The organism is Accumulibacter sp., from assembly GCF_023806625.1.
Classification (GTDB): domain Bacteria; phylum Pseudomonadota; class Gammaproteobacteria; order Burkholderiales; family Rhodocyclaceae; genus Accumulibacter.
Map to the genome: position 1 here is coordinate 1 of NZ_JAMTDX010000027.1, position 17,238 is coordinate 17,238.

A 17,238-nucleotide genomic window follows, 5' to 3' on the forward strand; every position below is an offset into this window, starting at 1 on the left:
ACCTCGGCCAGAGCGCGTGATCAGGTTTGCTGAACATTGTGGCTAATCATGTGAGAGTAAAAGCTATGAACAAATGGGCTGCGGCAGCGGGAGTGCTCGCTCTGGCCATCAGCAACCTGGGCGCGGAGGAAGCCGCGTCCGGCAAGGGGCCGGTGGAGCAGCGGATGCAGGTCGGTGGGCCGTCGCCGGTCGGCAGCGCCGAGATGATGCAGACGCTGAATCCCAAGTCGCCACCGATGACCAAGGCTGAGTTCGAGGTCGGCAAGAAGATCTACTTCGAGCGCTGCGCCGGCTGCCACGGCGTGCTGCGCAAGGGTGCGACAGGCAAGCCGCTGACCACGGACATCACCATCGACCGCGGCTCGGAGTACCTGCGGACCTTCATCCACTACGGATCGCCGGCCGGAATGCCGAACTGGGGGACATCCGGAACCCTGTCCGAACAGGAAGTGGACGTGATGACCCGCTACATCCAGCATGAGCCGCCGTTGCCGCCGGAGTTCGGGCTCAAGGAAATGAACGCGACGTGGAAGGTCATCGTTCCGCCCGAGCAGCGTCCGAAGAGCCAGATGAACAAGCTCGACCTCGCCAACTTGTTCTCGGTGACGCTGCGCGACTCCGGCAAGGTGGCACTGATCGACGGCGCGAGCAAGAAGATCGTCGAGGTCCTCGACACCGGTTATGCGGTGCATATCTCGCGCCTCTCGAAGTCCGGCCGCTATCTCTACGTGATCGGCCGTGACGGGAAGATCGTGCTCATCGACCTGTGGATGGCCAAGCCGGCTCCGGTCGCCGAAATCCGCATCGGCCTCGAGGCGCGCTCGGTCGAGACCTCGAAGTACAAGGGCTACGAAGACCGCTACGCGATCGCCGGTAGCTACTGGCCGCCGCAGTACGTGCTGATGGACGGGGACACGCTCAAGCCGCTGAAGATCGTCGCCACCCGCGGCATGACCTCCGACGAAAACGAGTACCACCCCGAGCCGCGCGTCGCGGCGATCGTCGCCTCGCACTACCACCCCGAGTTCCTGGTCAATGCCAAGGAGACCGGTGTCGTGCACATGGTCAACTACAGCGACCTGAACAATCTCAAGGTGACGATGATCAAGACGCCGCGCTTCCTGCACGACGGAGGCTTCGAGTCGACCGGTCGCTACTTCATGGACGCGGCCAACGCCTCGGACAAGATCGCGGTGATCGACACCAAGGAAGACAAGCTCGCCGCGGTCGTCTCGGTCGGCAAGACGCCGCACCCGGGCCGCGGTGCGAACTTCGTCCATCCGAAGTACGGGCCGGTCTGGGCGACCAGCCACCTCGGCGACGACAGCATCACGCTGATCGGCACCGATCCGGTCAAGCACCCGCAATACGCCTGGAAGGTCGTCGAGACGATCGCCCATTCGGGCGGCGGCTCGCTGTTCATCAAGGCGCATCCGAAGTCGAAGAACCTGTGGGTCGACGCGCCGCTGAACCCCGACCCGGCCGTTTCGCAGTCGGTCGCCGTGTTCGACATCAACAACCTCGGGAAGGGCTACGAGCGTCTGCCGATCGGCGAGTGGGCCGGAGTCAAGCCGGGCAGCAAGCGCGTCGTCCAGCCCGAGTACAACCGCGCCGGCGACGAGGTCTGGTTCTCGGTGTGGAGCGGTGCCGGCGAGGAGTCGGCGGTCGTCGTCGTCGATGACAAGACGCGCAAGCTCAAGGCAGTGATCAAGGATCCGCGGCTGATCACGCCGACCGGCAAGTTCAACGTCTATAACACGCAGAACGACGTCTATTGATCCTTCCCCCGCGGGCCCGGTGTCGCCGGGCCCACCCCCCGAGCCCGCTCACTCGGCTCGGGGGACCCTGCCGCTGCGGGCGCGCCGAGCAGTTCGCGTTTGCCGCAGGCACGAGTCTGTCATTGTCAACCAGGGACGGCGGTCAACCCGGGAGGGTCGATTCGCCTCCGGTCAAAGGAGCCATCAAATGAAGCCGCTTTCCGTCTGCCTGCTGGCCGCAGCAGGCCTCGTCTCGACCGGCCTGGCCCACGCCGACGAAGCGCTGGCCAAGTCGAAGAACTGCCTGGCCTGTCACGCCGTCGACAAGAAGCTCGTCGGTCCGGCCTACAAGGACGTGGCCAAGAAGTACACGGCCAAGGACGAGGCGATGCTCGCCGAGAAGGTGATCAAGGGCGGAAAGGGCAACTGGGGACAGGTTCCGATGCCGCCGAACCCCTCGGTGACCCCCGAGGAGGCGAACAAGCTGGTCAAGTGGATCCTCAGCCTGAAGTGATCGGTCGCTCTGCAGGCAGGCCGAAAGGAGGGTGATCAGCGGTTTCGCGGAGCACCGTACCGCCCGGCGGTGCTCCCGGTGGCCAGCCGGGTACCCGGGCAGGGCGTTCGGCGCCGCGCGGCGAGTGCGCCGCCGGGCGGAGACTGGGGAGGCTCGGGCGAGCGATGCACCGGCCTGAAAACCCGATCGACACCGGCGGCCTGCTGGTCAACGTGCCGCTGTTCAACGGCCTCGACCACAGAGAGGTCGCCCGCATCGCCGCCGGTACGCAGCCTGTGGCGGTGGCGCGAGGCGAAGTCATCTACCGCGAGGGAGAGACGCCGACCGGCCTGCATCTGATCGTCTATGGTCAGGTCAAGCTGGCGCTGCACTCGTTGCAGGGGAGCGAGAAGGTCCTCGAGATTCTCGAGGCCGGTGAAACCTTCGGCGAGGCCGAACTGTTCCTCGACGACCATTACACGCTCACCGCCCAGGCGCTGAAGGAGTCGCTGCTCCTGCACATCAGTCGCGCGACGCTGCTCGACGAACTTGACCGGGATCCGCTGCTCGTGCGCAAGATGATCACCGGGCTTTGCCAGCGCGTTCACCAGGTGATCAGCGACGTCGAGGCCTGCTCGCTCTATTCCGGCTGCCGGCGGGTCGTCGACTATCTGCTGCGCAGCCAGCCGGACGGTAGTCGGGCGCTCACCGTGACGCTGCCGGCGACCAAGTACGTCATCGCCTCGCGCCTCAGTCTGACCCAGGAAGCCTTCTCGAGGATCCTCAACGAGCTCTCGGTCAGGGGGCTGATCGCCGTCGAAGCGCGTCGGATCCACATCCCCGACGTCGCCCGCCTGCGCGCCTACGCGGCCTGACGCGCGGCGCCGAGCGCAGCGCGCGGCTCGCTGGCCGGCGTCCCGGTAGCCGGGATCGACACCCGAAAGCGGTGTAGACTCTGCGCTGGCGGCACAGCCGCTGGCCGCCACGTGCCCCGCGGCGGCTGGCCGCAAAGACCGGCCGTTCCGCGTCGCCACCGCCGTGCCCATCCTCGAGGAGTCCATGATGCTTGCCAGCAGACTGCTTACCCCCGTTCGCGTCGGGGCCGTGACCGCACCCAACCGCATCTTCATGGCCCCGCTGACCCGCCAGCGCGCCGGCCAACCGGGCAACGTGCCGACCGCACTGAACGCGACCTACTATGCGCAGCGCGCGTCGGCCGGGCTGATCGTCAGCGAGGCGGCGCAGGTGATGCCCGAAGGGCAGGGCTACGCATGGACGCCGGGAATCCACAGCGATGCCCAGCAGGCCGGCTGGCGACTGGTCAGCGAAGCGGTGCATGCCGCCGGCGGGCGGATCGCTCTGCAGTTGTGGCACGTCGGCCGAATCTCGCATCGCACCCTCCAGCCCGAGGGCAGACAGCCGGTCGCTCCGTCGGCCGTGAAGGCGAAGGCGCAGACCTTCGCCGTCCGTCCCGACGGCAGCATGGGCCTGGTCTCGACCGACCTGCCGCGCGCCCTCGACACGGCCGAGCTGCCCGGGGTCGTCGCCGCCTACCGGGCTGCCGGCCGTCGGGCGATGGCTGCAGGCTTCGATCTCGTCGAGATCCACGCGGCGAACGGCTATCTGCTCGACCAGTTCCAGAGTACCGGGACGAACCAGCGCAGTGACGCCTACGGCGGCAGCGTCGCCAACCGTGCCCGGCTGACGCTCGAGGTCGTCGACGCGCTGATCGCCGAAGTCGGCGCCGAACGCACCGGAATCCGCATTTCGCCGTTCGGCACGTTCAACGACATCAGCGACAGCGAGGCCGAAGCGATGGCCCATCACCTGGCGACGCAGTTCGACGCGCGCGGGCTCGCCTACCTGCACATCGCCGAGCCCGACTGGATCGGCGGCCCGAAGCTGACTGAGGCTTTTCGCGCCGGACTGCGCGAGCGCTATCACGGCGTTCTGGTGTTCGCCGGCGGCTACACCGTCGACCGCGCCGAGGCGCTGCTCGCTGCCGGAATTGCTGATGCAATCGCCTTCGGGCGACCATTCCTGGCCAACCCCGATCTGCCCGAGCGCTTCGCGTGCGGGGCTCCGCTCAACGAGCCGGACGCCAAGACCTTCTACGGCGGCGCCGAAAAGGGCTACACCGACTACCCGACGCTGGCCATGTCGGCGGGTGCGGTCGGCGGAAGCGCGACGACCGGCTGACCGCTTGCCGCTTTTCGAGCGCTCCTACCGGTGGCGCCCGCTTGATCTGCGCGAGGCGGCGCTCGCCGATCGCGCAGCGTCTGGCGGCTTCGGCTATAATTCGTCGCGCTGCCGCTCTGCCCCCGTAGCATGAAGGTCGTGCAGTTGATTTGTAATCATCAGGTCTTGGTTCGATTCCGAGTGGGGGCACCAACACAATCCAGCACCTAGGCCATCGCCAACGGGTGGCCTCGCTGTTTTCCGGGTTCGATGTAGCCCCCATGTAACCTGATTCGATCAGCCCGGATCAACTCCGCCGAGTCAGAGCCCGCTGCGGTGGCAAACGCCAGGCGACTGGCAGCACCGGATCGGCGGCCAGGCCCCGTCGCGCGCCATCAGTGCGGCCCGGAACTGCTCGAGGACCTGCCCGACGCTGAAGGGAAGCGATCGCGACATCGGCGCCCGACGGTCTGATCGACCTGGCGCAACCCCGCGAGCCCCGGGGCGCCGCTCACGCGGCAGGGGCTCGATCGGTGGGCCGACTCGCCACAGCGAGCGCCACCGAGGCCAAGGCCGTGCCGGGCAGGCCAGGAAGCAGGAAGGCGGCACAACAGCGGGAGTGGTGTCCCGCGTCCACGAGGGTTCCCGATTGCTCAGGCAATCGGGACGGACAGAAACACTGATCTGAAGCGAACACACCCCTTGCTCGGTGGCAGCAGGCCGGCGGCCGTGCGACCCGGCCGCCAGTATGGGTGGGTCAAGGCAAGGGCCTCAGCCCGCCGCCCAGTCCCCGGACAGCAGCGCGGCCTGTTCGAGCACGGTCTCGGTCGCCTTCTCCTGCTTGTCCGGCGGGTAGCCGTACTTGCGCAGGATGCGCTTGACCAGCACGCGCAGCTGGGCGCGGACGTTCTCGCGCAGCGTCCAGTCGATGGTCACATTGGCTCTGACGATCCGCACCAACTCCTGCGCGATGGTCCGCAGGGTCTGGTCGCCCAGCACCTTCACGGCACTGTCGCTGGTCTCCAGCGCGTCGTAGAAGGCGAGTTCGTCCTCTGACAGATTCAGCGCGTCGCCGCGTGCCTGCGCCTGGCGCATGTCCTCCGCGAGCGCGATCAGCTCCTCGATCACCTGCGCCGCTTCGATCGCCCGGTTCTGGTAACGGCGGATGGTCTGCTCGAGCATCTCGGCGAAGGACCGGGCCTGCACCACGTTCTTGCGCCGGCGGGTGGCCAGTTCGCCCTTGAGCAGCTTCTCCAGCAACTCCACCGCGAGGTTGCGCTCCGGCATGCGGCGGACCTCGGCGAGAAACTCCTCCGACAGGATCGACATGTCGGGCTTGGCGAGCCCTGCGGCGGCGAAGATGTCGATCACCCCCTCGGGCGCCACGGCGCGGGAGATGATCTGCCGCACCGCATGCTCGATGTCCTCCTCGGGTCGGGCATCGCCCGGCGCGCGCTTGGCGAGCACGGCCTGCACCGCCTGGAAGAAGGCCACGTCGTCGCGGATGCGCAGGGCCTTGCTGTGCGGCACGGCCAGCGCGAAGGCCTGGGACAGCGCGCGCACTGCGGCCACGCAGCGGTCCTTGCCCCGCTCCTGGGCGAGGATGTGCTCCTGGGCGGCGGGCAGCAGGCCGAGCCGCTCCGGGGGTGTGCCGGTGGTCCACTTCGACCAGTCGAAGCCATGGAAGAGGCCGGCGCAGACCTCGTACTTCTCCACCATCACGGCCACCGCCTCGTCCTGGTCGAGCGCCGTCCGGCCGGTGCCCCCGCTGTCGGTGTAGGTGGCAAGCGCCTGCTTGAGCTCCTGAGCCAGACCCAGGTAGTCCACCACCAGCCCGCCCGGCTTGTCCCTGAACACGCGGTTCACACGGGCAATGGCCTGCATCAGGCCGTGGCCGCGCATCGGCTTGTCGAGGTACATGGTGTGCAGGCACGGCGCATCGAACCCGGTGAGCCACATGTCGCGCACGAGCACGAGCCGGAAGGGGTCGTTCGGCTCGCGGAAGCGGTTGGCCAGCGCCTCCCGCCGCGGCTTGTTGCGGATGTGCCGCTGCCAGTCGGCCGGATCCGAGGCCGACCCGGTCATCACCACCTCGAGCGCGCCGTGCTCGTCGTCCTCCGAGCCCCAGTCGGGGCGCAGCGCGACGATGGCTTCGTAGAGGTCCACACAGATCCGCCGGCTCATGCACACGACCATCGCCCTGCCGTCCATCGCCTCGCAGCGCTTCTCGAAGTGTTCGACGATGTCCCGGGCCAGCAGCGCGATGCGTTTCTCGGCGCCGACCACCGCTTCCAGCTGCGCCCACTTGCTCTTGAGCTTCTCCTTGCGCTCGACCTCCTCGCCCTCGGTGGCTTCCTCGAAGCCCGGGTCGATCGACGGCCGCTCGGACTCGTCCAGCGCGAGCCGCGCGAGGCGGCTCTCGTAGTAGATCGGCACCGTGGCGCCGTCCTGCACGGCGCGCTGGATGTCGTAGACGCTGATGTAGTCGCCGAACACCGCGCGCGTGTTGGCGTCCTGCAGCTCGATGGGGGTGCCGGTGAAGCCGATGAACGAGGCGTGTGGCAGCGCGTCGCGCATGTGGCGGGCGTAGCCGTCGATGAAGTCGTACTGGCTGCGGTGGGCCTCGTCGGCGATCACCACGATGTTGCGCCGGTCGGAGAGGGTGGGGTGGCGGTCACCCTTTTCCTCCGGGAAGAACTTGTGGATGGTGGTGAACACCACCCCGCCCGCCGCCCGGCTGAGCAGTTCGCGCAGTTGCGCGCGGCTCTCCGCCTGCACCGGCGGCTGGCGCAGCAGGTCGCGGCAGCGGGCGAAGGTGGCGAAGAGCTGATCGTCGAGATCGTTCCGGTCGGTGAGCACGACCAGCGTCGGGTTCTCCATGGCCGGCTCGCGGATGATGCGGCCGGCATAGAAGGCCATGGTCAGGCTCTTGCCCGACCCTTGCGTGTGCCACACCACCCCCACGCGCCGGTCGCCGGGCTGGCCGCCGGGTTGGCGCCCCGCCTCGTAGCGGCCCTCGGGCTCGGCAACGCCAACGGCCGCGCGTTGCAGCTCCGCGGCGCGTAGTGTCTCGCCCACCGCCACCTGCACCGCATGGAACTGGTGGTAGCCGGCCATCTTCTTGACGATGCGGCTGCCGTCGTCCTCGAAGACGATGAAGTCGCGCAGCAGGTCGAGGAGGCGTCGCGGCGCGCACAGGCCTTCGATCAGCACCTGCAGTTCGGGCATGTGGGCACCCGCCACCGTGTCGCCCGCGACGGTGCGCCAGGGCTTGAACCACTCGCGGCCCGCGCCGAGCGTGCCCACCCGCGCCTCGACGCCGTCGGACACCGCCAGGAGCGCGTTGCACCCGAACAGGGTCGGCACCTCCGCCTGGTAGGTCTGGAGCTGCTGGAAGGCGCTCCAGAGGGTGGCGTTCCCGGTGGCCGCGTTCTTGAGCTCCAGCACGCCCAGCGGCAGACCATTGACGAACAGCACCACATCCGGCCGGCGGGCGTGCTTGTTCTCCACCACGCTGAACTGGTTCACCGCCAGCCAGTCGTTCGCGGCGGGGTCGTCGAAGTCGATCACCCGCGCCTGCGCGCCACGGATGCTGCCGTCGGCGTCGCGGTACTCCACCGTCACGCCGTCCACGATCAGCCGATGCAGGCTGCGATTGCGCGTCAGCAGATCGGCGCCCTCGGGCCGCGTCAGTTTGCGGAAGGCGTCGTCCAGCGCCTCGGCGGGCAGCGTCGGGTTGATGCGCACGAGAGCATCGTGAAGACGCCCGGGCAAGACGGTCTGCGCGTAATCGTCGCGCTCGGCGGCCGGTTCGCCCGGGGCGATCTCGGCGCCGCTTCGGACCTGCCAGCCAGCGCTCGCCAGCTAGGCCAGCCCAGCTCGTTCGACGATGGATTCGTTGGAGCCGCTCACCTGATCACCCGCCAGTGGCCGCCCTTGTCAGGGCCGATGCGCTGCAGGCGGCCGGACTCGCGCAGTTGGCGAATGGCGCGGTTGATCGCGCTCTCGGAGCGGTCCAGCCGCCTCGCCAGCTCGGCCACCGTCAGATGCGGGCCGTCCCGCAGCAACTCCAGAATCGCCGCCTGGGTCGTCCGGGGCGTTTTCTCTGGCGTTTTCTCCGGCGTTTTCTCTGGCGTTTTCACCAGCGCCGGCAGCGCGAACGTGACCACCACCGCCCCCTCGCGCACCGCGACGGTGGGCGGTTCCAGCCCGCGTTCCTGCATCAGCCGGGCGATCTTCAGCGTTCCCCGGCCCCAGGTTTCGATGATGCCGCGCCGGTAGAAGGTGCGGGCGATCATCGGATTCCACGGTTTGGACTCATGCTCCCGGAACAGCGCCTCGGGGGTCAACCCGAAGTGCAGTTCGCCGATGGAGATGATCTCCAGCCGGTCGTCGTACCGCGCCACGCTCACCGAGCCGCCGCCGATCGCGTAGTCGCGGTGGACGAAGGCGTTGGCCAGCGCCTCGCGCGAGGCTCCTAGAGGAAGACCCACCTGCTCGTAGTCGCAGCGATGTGCAACAGATCCCCGGGGTCGTTCTCGGCGCCGTCCCGGGCCTGCCAGCCCGCGCCCTCCATCCAAGTCAGCGTAGCGTCTTCGACGACGGACTCGGAAAAACTGCCCATCGCGGTCATCCGTGTGCCGCCTGCGGCACTAGGACGCCGGTCTTCGGATCGACGACCACCGCGTGGGCTAAACCCCGCGTCACCAAGTGCCCAAAGTCCCTGTCAGTTGAAAGCACCGTCAGTCCGGTCACGCTGGCCGTGGCAGCGATCCAGAGGTCATTCTGGCCCACCGTCACGCCTGCAGCCTGCAACGCCGACTGCATATCCGCCCAGCACTGATGTACCCCAGGATGCGAGATCGGGATGATCAAGGTCGTCCTCAGTTTCCCCATCAGGGCAGCTTTGCGCTTATCCCTCCAGTGGTTGGCGTTGGCGAAGGCCAGCAGTTCTCCGACGGATACTTCGCAGAGCGCCGGACGGAAACTCGACGCGCTCAGCGCGAACTGCGCGTCAATGACCTTGGAAGCATGGCTGTCGCGCGTCGCCAGCAGCACGATCCCGGTATCGAGCAGATACGCAGGTGCCGACACGGGTTCAGCTCATGATCTCGATAGCCGATGCGAAGTCCTCGTCGGATTCCTCGGCTGGAATCGAGCCCATCAAGTCGCGGTAGGCTGACGCCTCGCCGGACTTCAGCAGGATTTGCCGCTTGATATCCCCGACCCTCGGTGCACGCGGCACTACCGCGAAGCCAGCATCGCCCGGCCCGGCAGCCGCCACAGCGTCGGCATCGATGCGAAGCAACGCACCGGAGGGGCGGAACACGCCCATGCCTTCGCAGACGACATCGCGGTTCAGCAGCGAACGCAGCTCAGCAATCGGCTCTTCGCTGTCCCAGAGCGCGGTCACGACAGCACCCCCGGCGACATGGATCTTGATCACCCCTTGGCTCACGCCCATCAGATCCAAGCGACCGTTGACACGAACGCGGCGCGGCAGCGGCGTGGCACTGGAGAGCGCATGGGCCGAATCGACGACTGCCGCATCGAACTGGCTCGGGCGCGGCGCCGCCACGTCCGGCAGTACGATCCTCGACAAACCTTGCCGGAAGATGGCCTTGTAGCGCGCTATCCGGCGAAGCAATGCGGGATCGAAGCGGTTGCTCTCCTCGCGTCGTGTTCCGATGTCGTCGAGTGCCGCGCCCAGCAGCTCGAAGGCCGTTTGGTCGGGGGTGGGCATGTCGTCCCAGAGTCGGGCCTGCATGAACAGGTCGGCCGCCACATCTCCGAACGGCGCGACCTCGAAGCGAAGTAGCGTCGCGTTGTCGTCAGCCTGCGAATGACTTATGTAGCGCACGTCTGCCGCCGCCTTGATGCCGCGCGGGATACGTCCGCGCGGGTGACTGGAGTGCATGAAGCCCATCCGCACGGCGTCTAGGAGAGTGTCATGCAGACGCGTCAAAACGGGCCCGATCAACTCGGGGCGCGGTTTGGCTCCAAGCCCGGACGGGCCTTCAAGACGGAAGCTGCGTTCGACGACGTTCACGGTAGCCTCGATCCGATGTCAGGGGACCAGGGATCTTACCCGCGGCGATTATGCCGCAACGGGGCAAGAAGTGGCGAGTTGCGTATCCAGAGAATCGACTCTCTCGGCAGTGCAGTCGCCGACGCGCAACTCGCCGGAGATGAGCTTGGGCAGCAGGGCGTCGCGCAGGTCAGCGAGGGTGCGGGATTTGCGCTCGTTGTGCGCCATCTCCGCAAGTAGAGGACCCGCAGCAAGCGAGAACCGTCCGAGTACCGCATGATCCGGACGCACAACTGGGGTGGCAGCGACGACCTCCGGGCGGACCGCAGGATAAGCACCGCCGTCGGCAAGATGTGCGAGTGCATCGATGTTCTCGGCTGCCGTAGCTGCGAGGTACACGAACTGCTCGTACTGGGGTTTCTTCGGACGAAGCACGGCAAACCCCGTGCTGCCGGTCAGCCCCGCTTCCGAAATGAAAGCGTACGAGCCGTTTCCTGGGCGCACAGTGCCGACAATCGTATCTCCCGGCCGAAGCACCCGTTGTGCTCGGCTAGGCGCGTCGGCCGCGTCATGCACCGTGACCGCCTCGATCCGTCCCCACTTCGTGCTGGCGAGATCGACGTAGTTGATCTCGGGCGGGCGTGTCTGCTTGGACCACACCTCCGGATTCAGGGCCGACAGATCCGCGAGGGTCACCACCTCCCAGCCCTCCGGAATCTCGCCGAGTTCGGAGTCGACAAGGCGGGCGGGGAAAAGGTCGGCGAGGGGCTTGGGGCATTCCCTTATACACAACTCTGCGCGCCTAAGAGAATCAGACACTTGCACACGTCCGTTTCCACATCTTCGCTCGAACACCCTTACGGAGAATCAAGCACTTAGAAGAGGCTGGACGTCTGGCGGCCGCTGAAACCCAGACTTGTGTATAAGGGTATGGGCTTGGGGAGACCGGGGTCGCGGCCTCCGGCCTTGGCGCGGACGGGGTCGAAGTCCACGAACCACGACTTGAAAAGCGCGCGGGCCATCGCCTCCAAGGTCTCGCTCATCCGCCGGTTCAGCTCGATCTTGTCGTCCAGCGTGCCGAGGATGTGGGCGATGGCGCGTTGTTCTGGGAGCGGCGGGAGGCAGACGTGGAACGCCTTAACCTCGGGGAAGTAGATAGTCTGGTGTGTCGTACCGCTCGCAAACCGGAGAAACGCAGATCGCTCTGCCAAGAGAACGTACTTCAGGAACTGATGATCGATCGCCTCTGAGCAAACCCAATTCACGAAGTCTTGGCTCGTCGCCATCGGTTTGCCCATAACGACGACGTAACCAACTGAGGCCGTGCGAGAAAGGCAGACAGTGTTCGCGGGCAAGATGCGCGCCGACGAGTTCGCGATTCCAAGCTTGTTGGTATGCTGCATTGTGTCGCTTAGTACTCGGCCGTGATTCTCTGTCGCGTCCTTGATGCCGATCCAAGGCACGTCACCGCCCCAGTATTCCGGGTGTCGCCTGCTCGGTGTGTGCCCTGTTTCCAATCGGGCTACATCGGACAGCGCGGTCCACCGCCATCCTGATGGAGTTTCTTTATCGGGTCTGCCGACACTCAACGCGAAGTCGCCGGGAATCACGCCGGTACTCGCCGCGCGTCCCCCAGTTCGCGTTTCAGCTCGACTACCCGCCATACCCAAGCTCCCTCAGGTTGGCGGCAATCGCGGCATCCAGCTTCGCCGGCTCGACCTGCTGCTCGAGCAGCGTCGCAGTCAGCCGCCGCATCTTCTCCTCGAACGGCTCGCCGTCGTCCTCCTGCGCTTCGGCGCCGACATAGCGTCCGGGTGTGAGCACGTGGCCGTGCTTGCGCACCTCGTCCAGCGCGGCGCTCCTGCAGAAACCGGGAACGTCCGAGTACTCCCCCGCCTCCTTCTCGCCGCGCCAGGCGTGATAGGTGTTCGCGATGCGCGCGATGTCCTCGTCGGTCAGTTCGCGGTGCGTGCGATCGGCCATGCGACCGAGCTTGCGGGCATCGATGAACAGCACCCGGCCTCGGCGGTCCCGGGTCTGGACTGGATTCCCGCTTTCGCGGGAATGACGGCCTGAGCGGTCGCGCGCCAGGAACCACAGGCAGACGGGGATCTGCGTCGAGTAGAAAAGCTGGCCCGGCAGCGCCACCATGCAGTCCACCAGATCGCCCTCGACGAGCTGCTTGCGGATCTCGCCCTCGCCCGACTGGTTGGACGACATCGAGCCGTTGGCCAGCACGAAGCCCGCCACGCCCGCGGGCGCGAGGTGGTGCACGATGTGCTGCACCCAGGCGAAGTTGGCGTTGCCGGCGGGCGGCACGCCATAGCGCCAGCGCTTGTCCTCGCGCAGGCGCTCGCCGCCCCAGTCGGAGATGTTGAAGGGCGGGTTGGCGAGGATGAAGTCGGCCTTGAGGTCCGGGTGGCGGTCGTTGTGGAAGGTGTCGCCCTGCGCGATCTGGCCGCCGTCGATGCCGCGGATGGCGAGGTTCATGCGCGCCAGCCGCCAGGTGGTGTAGTTGGATTCCTGCCCGTAGATGGAGATGTCCGCTTTCGCCTTGCCGCCGATGCCGGCATTTCCATTCCCGGTCGCATGCGCGCGGATGAACTCCACCGACGGCACGAACATGCCCGACGAGCCGCAGCACGGGTCGTACACGCGGCCGCGGTAGGGTTCGAGCATTTCCACCAGCAGCTTGACCACGCAACGCGGGGTGTAGAACTCGCCGCCCTTCTTGCCCTCGGCGCTGGCGAACTGCGAGAGGAAGTATTCGTAGACCCGACCGAGGACGTCCTTGGCGCGGCTGGCCTCGTCGCCCACCTTGATGTTGCTGATCATGTCGATCAGCTGACCGAGGCGTTGCTTGTCGAGCGCGGGGCGGGCGTAGTCCTTCGGCAGCACGCCCTTCAACGCCGGGTTGTCGCGCTCGATGCCGACCATCGCGTCGTCGACCAGCTGGCCGATGCTGCTCTGGCGTGCCTGCGCCTTCAGATGCGGCCACCGGGCCTCGGGCGGCACCCAGAAGATGCTTTCGGCCCGGTACTCGTCGGGATCTTCCGGGTCGGCGCCCTGGGCCTGTTCGGTCAGCAGGGCGGCATGCTTCTCTTCGAAGGCATCCGAGATGTACTTCAGGAACAGCAGGCCCAGGCAGACATGCTTGTATTCGGCGGCATCCATGCTGCCGCGCAGGGCGTCGGCCATCTGCCAGAGCTGGGCTTCGTAGCCCACCGTGGCGCCGCTGGTCTTGTCTCCGGTCTTCCTGCCTGCTGTTCTTGGCATCACATTCCCTCGGTTCTCATCCGCGCGCGGATACGTTCGCGCGCGGGGTCGGTACGCGATCGGACAGTGTCGGCAGCTTGCGCAAGGCCGCGCCGAGCTTTCGCTTTGCCAGGCCTGCAGCAGATCGGCGACGCGGTCGCCCCCCCGTGTTGCGGATGCGCTTCATCTCACAGCACGCTCCACCACGGCACCGCGAGCACGTCGGGCGTGAGCCACTCGACCGCGCGACCCGTGTGCGGCAGGAGCCCTGCGCGCGTACTCCTGCCGGGAGGTGCGCAGGTGCGCGCAGTCGGCCAGCCGCGGCTTCGTAGTCGCTTTCACTTCGATCGGCATCAGCTTGCCGCCGGCCTCGATGACGAAGTCCACTTCCTCGCCGATCGTGGTGCGCCAGTAGGCGAGTTCCACGCGGTCTACCCGCGCATCGCGCCAGGCGAGCAGGTCGTGCAACACCAGGTTCTCGAGGTGGGCGCCCGCGGGCGCTGATGCGCCAAGGTGCAGCGCCACACCGGTGTCGCCCCAGAAGATCCTGGGCGGCCTGATGAGCCGCTTGTTGCAGCTCACCGCGTAGGCCGGCAGGCGCACGAGCAGATACGAGGTTTCCAGCAGGTTGAGCCAGCGGTGCAGCGTGGGCTGCGGCAGGCCGACGTCGCGGCCGAGCTCGGTCTGGTTGAGCAACTGCCCCACGCGCAGGCACGCAGCCTGCATCAGGCGGCGGAAGTCGGGCAGCGCGCTGATCGAGGCGAGGTTCTGCAGGTCGCGCTCGAGATAGGTGCGCACGTAGCCGTCGAACCAGATGGCGCGTTCGGCCGGCGTCGCGAGTTCCAGCGCCGGCGTGGGAAATCCCCCGCGCAGCGCGAGCGCCTGCCAGTCTTCCTCGGGGTCGTCGCCGGCCGCGAGCAGATCACGCCACTGATCGTCGGGCGTGGCCAGCAGCTCGTCCCAGCGCCCCGCGCGTCCGAGCCCGAGCTGCTCGCGCCGCATCGCGCACGTCGAAGCCGTCGAGCGAGCGGTCGGCGTTCGCCCGGCAACAGCTTCTCGACCAGGGTGCTCTTGCCGGTCTGGCGTGCACCGGTGAGGACGACGGCCGGCATGACGCGCAGGCGCGCGGCGAGCGCGTCATCGACCAGGCGGGGAACGGTCTTCACCGTATGGATGACATTCATTCACGGCAAGGATTGGCAAGCCTTGCGTGGCGTCGTGGCGAACCGCTGCCACCTGTCGTGCAGTGTGCCTACCTATATGGAGCGAAGCGCGAGCCACCCATCAGGCGGCGGTGGTCTCCCCGGCTTTCCGAGCCGCCGTCTCCCACTCATCCGGCAGATCCGCCCGGCGCTGCATCATCACTGCGCGGTCGGCCAGGTGCTCGGCATGGTTGTCGGTGCGCCGCACCGCGTTGGGCTCCACGTGCGCGAGCCGGCGCTCGATCCAGTCGGGCCGGTAGCCCATCTCGTTGAGCCGGGTGCTGCCGGTGGTGCGGGTGGCGTGCGGGCTGTACTGGCCGCTCCAGCCGAGCACAAGCGCCTGCCGGAACGAGGCGATGGCCATCGGCTTGCCGCGGTCATCACGTCCGGCGAACAGGTGCTCGCAGCGGCCGATCCTGCCGAACACCACCCGCTGCAGCATGTTGAGCCGGCGCGCCTTGGTGATCTGCGGCCAGTCCTTCAAGGCCAGCCACTCGCGGGTCACCGACTCGAAGGCGGTAGCGCCAGGCCTTCACGCCGTTGGGCCTGACCTCCAGCCCCAGGCCGCCGCCGCCGTCGGTGAGTATTCCGACAAGGTCCCGGAAAGACCGCCGAAATCCACCCCGGCCGTCAGACGTTGAACAGGAAGTTCATCACGTCGCCGTCGCGGACGACGTAGTCCTTGCCCTCCGAGCGCATCTTCCCGGCGTCGCGCGCGCCGTGTTCGCCCTTGCAGGCCACGTAGTCGGCGAAGGCGATCGTCTGCGCGCGGATGAAGCCGCGCTCGAAGTCGCTGTGGATCACTCCGGCGGCCTGTGGCGCGGTGTCACCGACGTGGATCGTCCACGCGCGGACTTCCTTGGGTCCGGCGGTGAAGTAGGTGTGCAGGCCGAGCAGTTCGTAGGCCGCGCGGATCAGGCGGTTGAGCCCCGGCTCGGCGAAGCCGAGGTCGGCGAGGAAGATGCGCTTGTCGTCTTCGTCGAGGTCGGCGAGTTCGGCCTCGATCTTTGCGCAGAGCGGAACGACCGGCGATCCTTCGCCGGCCGCCCAGGCGCAGAGGCGGTCGAGGTACGGATTGCCGGTGAAACCGTCTTCGAGGACGTTGCCGACGTACATCGTCGGCTTGATGGTCAGCAGGCAGAGCGGTTTGAGCAGCGCACGCTCTTCGGCGCTCATCGGTAGCGTCCGTGCCGGCTTGCCCTCGTCGAGCTGGGGTTGCACACGCTCGAGCAGCGCGACGATCCGTTGCGCGTCCTTGTCGCCGGCGCGGGCCTTCTTGATCTCGCGGGCGTGGGCGCGCTCGACGGTGACCAGGTCGGCGAGTGCGAGTTCGGTGAGGATCGTCTCGACGTCGGCGAGCGGATCGACTCGGCCGGAGACGTGGACGACGTTCGGGTCGTCGAAGCAGCGGACGACGTTGACGATCGCGTCGGTTTCGCGGATGTTGGCCAGGAACTGGTTGCCGAGCCCTTCACCCTTCGATGCTCCGGCGACGAGGCCGGCGATGTCGACGAACTCGACGATTGCCGGCTGCACGCGCTGCGGCCGGACGAGTTCGGCGAGCTGGGCGAGCCTTGGATCGGGAACCTCGACGATGCCTACGTTCGGCTCGATGGTGCAGAAAGGATAGTTCTCGGCCGAGATGCCGGCGCTGGTCAGCGCGTTGAACAGGGTGGACTTGCCGACGTTGGGCAGGCCGACGATACCGCACTTGAGGCTCATGCTCGGGTTCCTAGGATGGGACGATCTTGACGTGGAGCTGGCGCTGCGCGGCGGCGTAGTCCCCGGCGGCGAGCGCCGGCCAGGCGAGCAGGCAGCGGTCGAGCGCGCGCTCGATCAGTTCGCGCTCGTCGCGCCGCGGCGCCTGCAGGACGTGGCGGATCACCGCTTCGCGGTCGCCCGGGTGGCCGATGCCCAGGCGCAGGCGCCAGAAGTCGGGCGTCGCCAGGCGCGCCTGGATGTCCCTGAGGCCGTTGTGTCCGCCGTTGCCGCCGCCCTGCTTGAGGCGGATGCCTCCCGGCGGCAGGTCGAGGTCGTCGTGGACGACCAGCGTCTCGTCGGGGCCGATCCGGTAGAAGCGGGCGAGCGCAGCGACCGCCTGGCCGGAGAGGTTCATGTACGTCGTCGGCTGCAGCAGCCAGAGGTCGCCGGCGCGCGCGAGGCGACCGAAGAACTTCCCTTGCGCGGTCAGCGTCACGCGGAGCTGCTGGGCGAGCTGGTCGACAAACCAGTAGCCGACGTTGTGCCGGTGGTCTTCGTAGTCGCGGCCGGGATTGCCCAGACCGACGATCAGGCGGGGCGCAGGCATGGCGTCGATCGGCACCG

The 17,238-nt window shown here is 67.4% G+C and carries 15 protein-coding genes, 1 tRNA gene and 1 pseudogene; 5 read left to right on the plus strand and 12 right to left on the minus strand.

Annotated features, from left to right (window positions below):
* The first annotated feature begins 65 nt into the window (after positions 1 to 65).
* The 5 genes from NFW05_RS05310 (at position 66) to NFW05_RS05330 (ending at position 4,641) form a co-directional block, all read left to right on the plus strand.
* Positions 66 to 1,778 carry a nitrite reductase gene (locus NFW05_RS05310; protein ID WP_295303286.1) on the plus strand — a complete coding sequence of 571 codons (1,713 nt, stop codon included), beginning with the start codon at positions 66 to 68 and terminating at the stop codon, positions 1,776 to 1,778.
* A gap of 187 nt (positions 1,779 to 1,965) precedes the next feature.
* Positions 1,966 to 2,271, plus strand: a complete 306-nt coding sequence (locus NFW05_RS05315; RefSeq protein ID WP_295303288.1) for a c-type cytochrome — start codon at positions 1,966 to 1,968, stop codon at positions 2,269 to 2,271.
* Positions 2,272 to 2,435: 164 nt separating this feature from the next.
* On the plus strand, positions 2,436 to 3,125 hold the full coding sequence (locus NFW05_RS05320; RefSeq protein WP_295303290.1) for a Crp/Fnr family transcriptional regulator: 690 nt from the start codon (positions 2,436 to 2,438) through the stop codon (positions 3,123 to 3,125).
* Between the two features lie 187 nt (positions 3,126 to 3,312).
* Positions 3,313 to 4,449, plus strand: coding sequence for an alkene reductase (locus NFW05_RS05325; RefSeq protein ID WP_295303671.1), 1,137 nt, complete (start codon positions 3,313 to 3,315; stop codon positions 4,447 to 4,449).
* 118 nt (positions 4,450 to 4,567) lie between these two features.
* Positions 4,568 to 4,641, plus strand: a tRNA-Thr gene (locus tag NFW05_RS05330).
* 558 nt (positions 4,642 to 5,199) lie between these two features.
* Here the strand turns inward: NFW05_RS05330 and NFW05_RS05335 are convergent.
* The 12 genes and pseudogenes from NFW05_RS05335 to pth all read right to left on the minus strand — a co-directional run bounded on the left by NFW05_RS05335 (position 5,200) and on the right by pth (position 17,221).
* Positions 5,200 to 8,292 (minus strand): type I restriction endonuclease subunit R, encoded by a 3,093-nt coding sequence (locus tag NFW05_RS05335; RefSeq protein WP_295303674.1) that lies wholly within the window; start codon positions 8,290 to 8,292, stop codon positions 5,200 to 5,202.
* 44 nt (positions 8,293 to 8,336) lie between these two features.
* Positions 8,337 to 8,921, minus strand: coding sequence for an ATP-binding protein (locus NFW05_RS05340; protein ID WP_295303293.1), 585 nt, complete (start codon positions 8,919 to 8,921; stop codon positions 8,337 to 8,339).
* Positions 8,906 to 9,052 carry a hypothetical protein gene (locus tag NFW05_RS05345; protein WP_295303295.1) on the minus strand — a complete coding sequence of 49 codons (147 nt, stop codon included), beginning with the start codon at positions 9,050 to 9,052 and terminating at the stop codon, positions 8,906 to 8,908. Before NFW05_RS05345 ends, NFW05_RS05340 begins: the two co-directional genes overlap by 16 nt.
* A gap of 5 nt (positions 9,053 to 9,057) precedes the next feature.
* Positions 9,058 to 9,522: a PIN domain-containing protein gene (locus tag NFW05_RS05350; protein WP_295303297.1), complete on the minus strand. Its 465-nt coding sequence runs from the start codon at positions 9,520 to 9,522 to the stop codon at positions 9,058 to 9,060.
* A gap of 4 nt (positions 9,523 to 9,526) precedes the next feature.
* The gene (locus NFW05_RS05355) at positions 9,527 to 10,477 is read right to left on the minus strand and encodes a hypothetical protein (RefSeq protein ID WP_295303299.1); all 951 of its coding nucleotides are present in this window, start codon (positions 10,475 to 10,477) and stop codon (positions 9,527 to 9,529) included.
* Between the two features lie 48 nt (positions 10,478 to 10,525).
* Complete coding sequence (locus tag NFW05_RS05360; RefSeq protein ID WP_295303301.1) at positions 10,526 to 11,281, minus strand: hypothetical protein; 756 nt, start codon at positions 11,279 to 11,281, stop codon at positions 10,526 to 10,528.
* A gap of 50 nt (positions 11,282 to 11,331) precedes the next feature.
* A complete protein-coding gene (locus NFW05_RS05365; RefSeq protein WP_295303303.1) occupies positions 11,332 to 12,066 on the minus strand; it encodes a restriction endonuclease subunit S in 735 nt (244 codons plus the stop codon).
* Between the two features lie 43 nt (positions 12,067 to 12,109).
* Positions 12,110 to 13,732 carry a class I SAM-dependent DNA methyltransferase gene (locus NFW05_RS05370; RefSeq protein ID WP_295303305.1) on the minus strand — a complete coding sequence of 541 codons (1,623 nt, stop codon included), beginning with the start codon at positions 13,730 to 13,732 and terminating at the stop codon, positions 12,110 to 12,112.
* 162 nt (positions 13,733 to 13,894) lie between these two features.
* On the minus strand, positions 13,895 to 14,713 hold the full coding sequence (locus NFW05_RS05375; protein WP_295303307.1) for a DUF4143 domain-containing protein: 819 nt from the start codon (positions 14,711 to 14,713) through the stop codon (positions 13,895 to 13,897).
* 282 nt (positions 14,714 to 14,995) lie between these two features.
* Positions 14,996 to 15,316 (minus strand): annotated as a pseudogene (locus NFW05_RS05380) (integrase); the annotation flags it as partial.
* 227 nt (positions 15,317 to 15,543) lie between these two features.
* Complete coding sequence (gene ychF, locus NFW05_RS05385) at positions 15,544 to 16,635, minus strand: redox-regulated ATPase YchF (protein WP_295303309.1); 1,092 nt, start codon at positions 16,633 to 16,635, stop codon at positions 15,544 to 15,546.
* Positions 16,636 to 16,645: 10 nt separating this feature from the next.
* Positions 16,646 to 17,221 carry an aminoacyl-tRNA hydrolase gene (gene pth / locus NFW05_RS05390; RefSeq protein ID WP_295303311.1) on the minus strand — a complete coding sequence of 192 codons (576 nt, stop codon included), beginning with the start codon at positions 17,219 to 17,221 and terminating at the stop codon, positions 16,646 to 16,648.
* Positions 17,222 to 17,238: the final 17 nt, after the last annotated feature.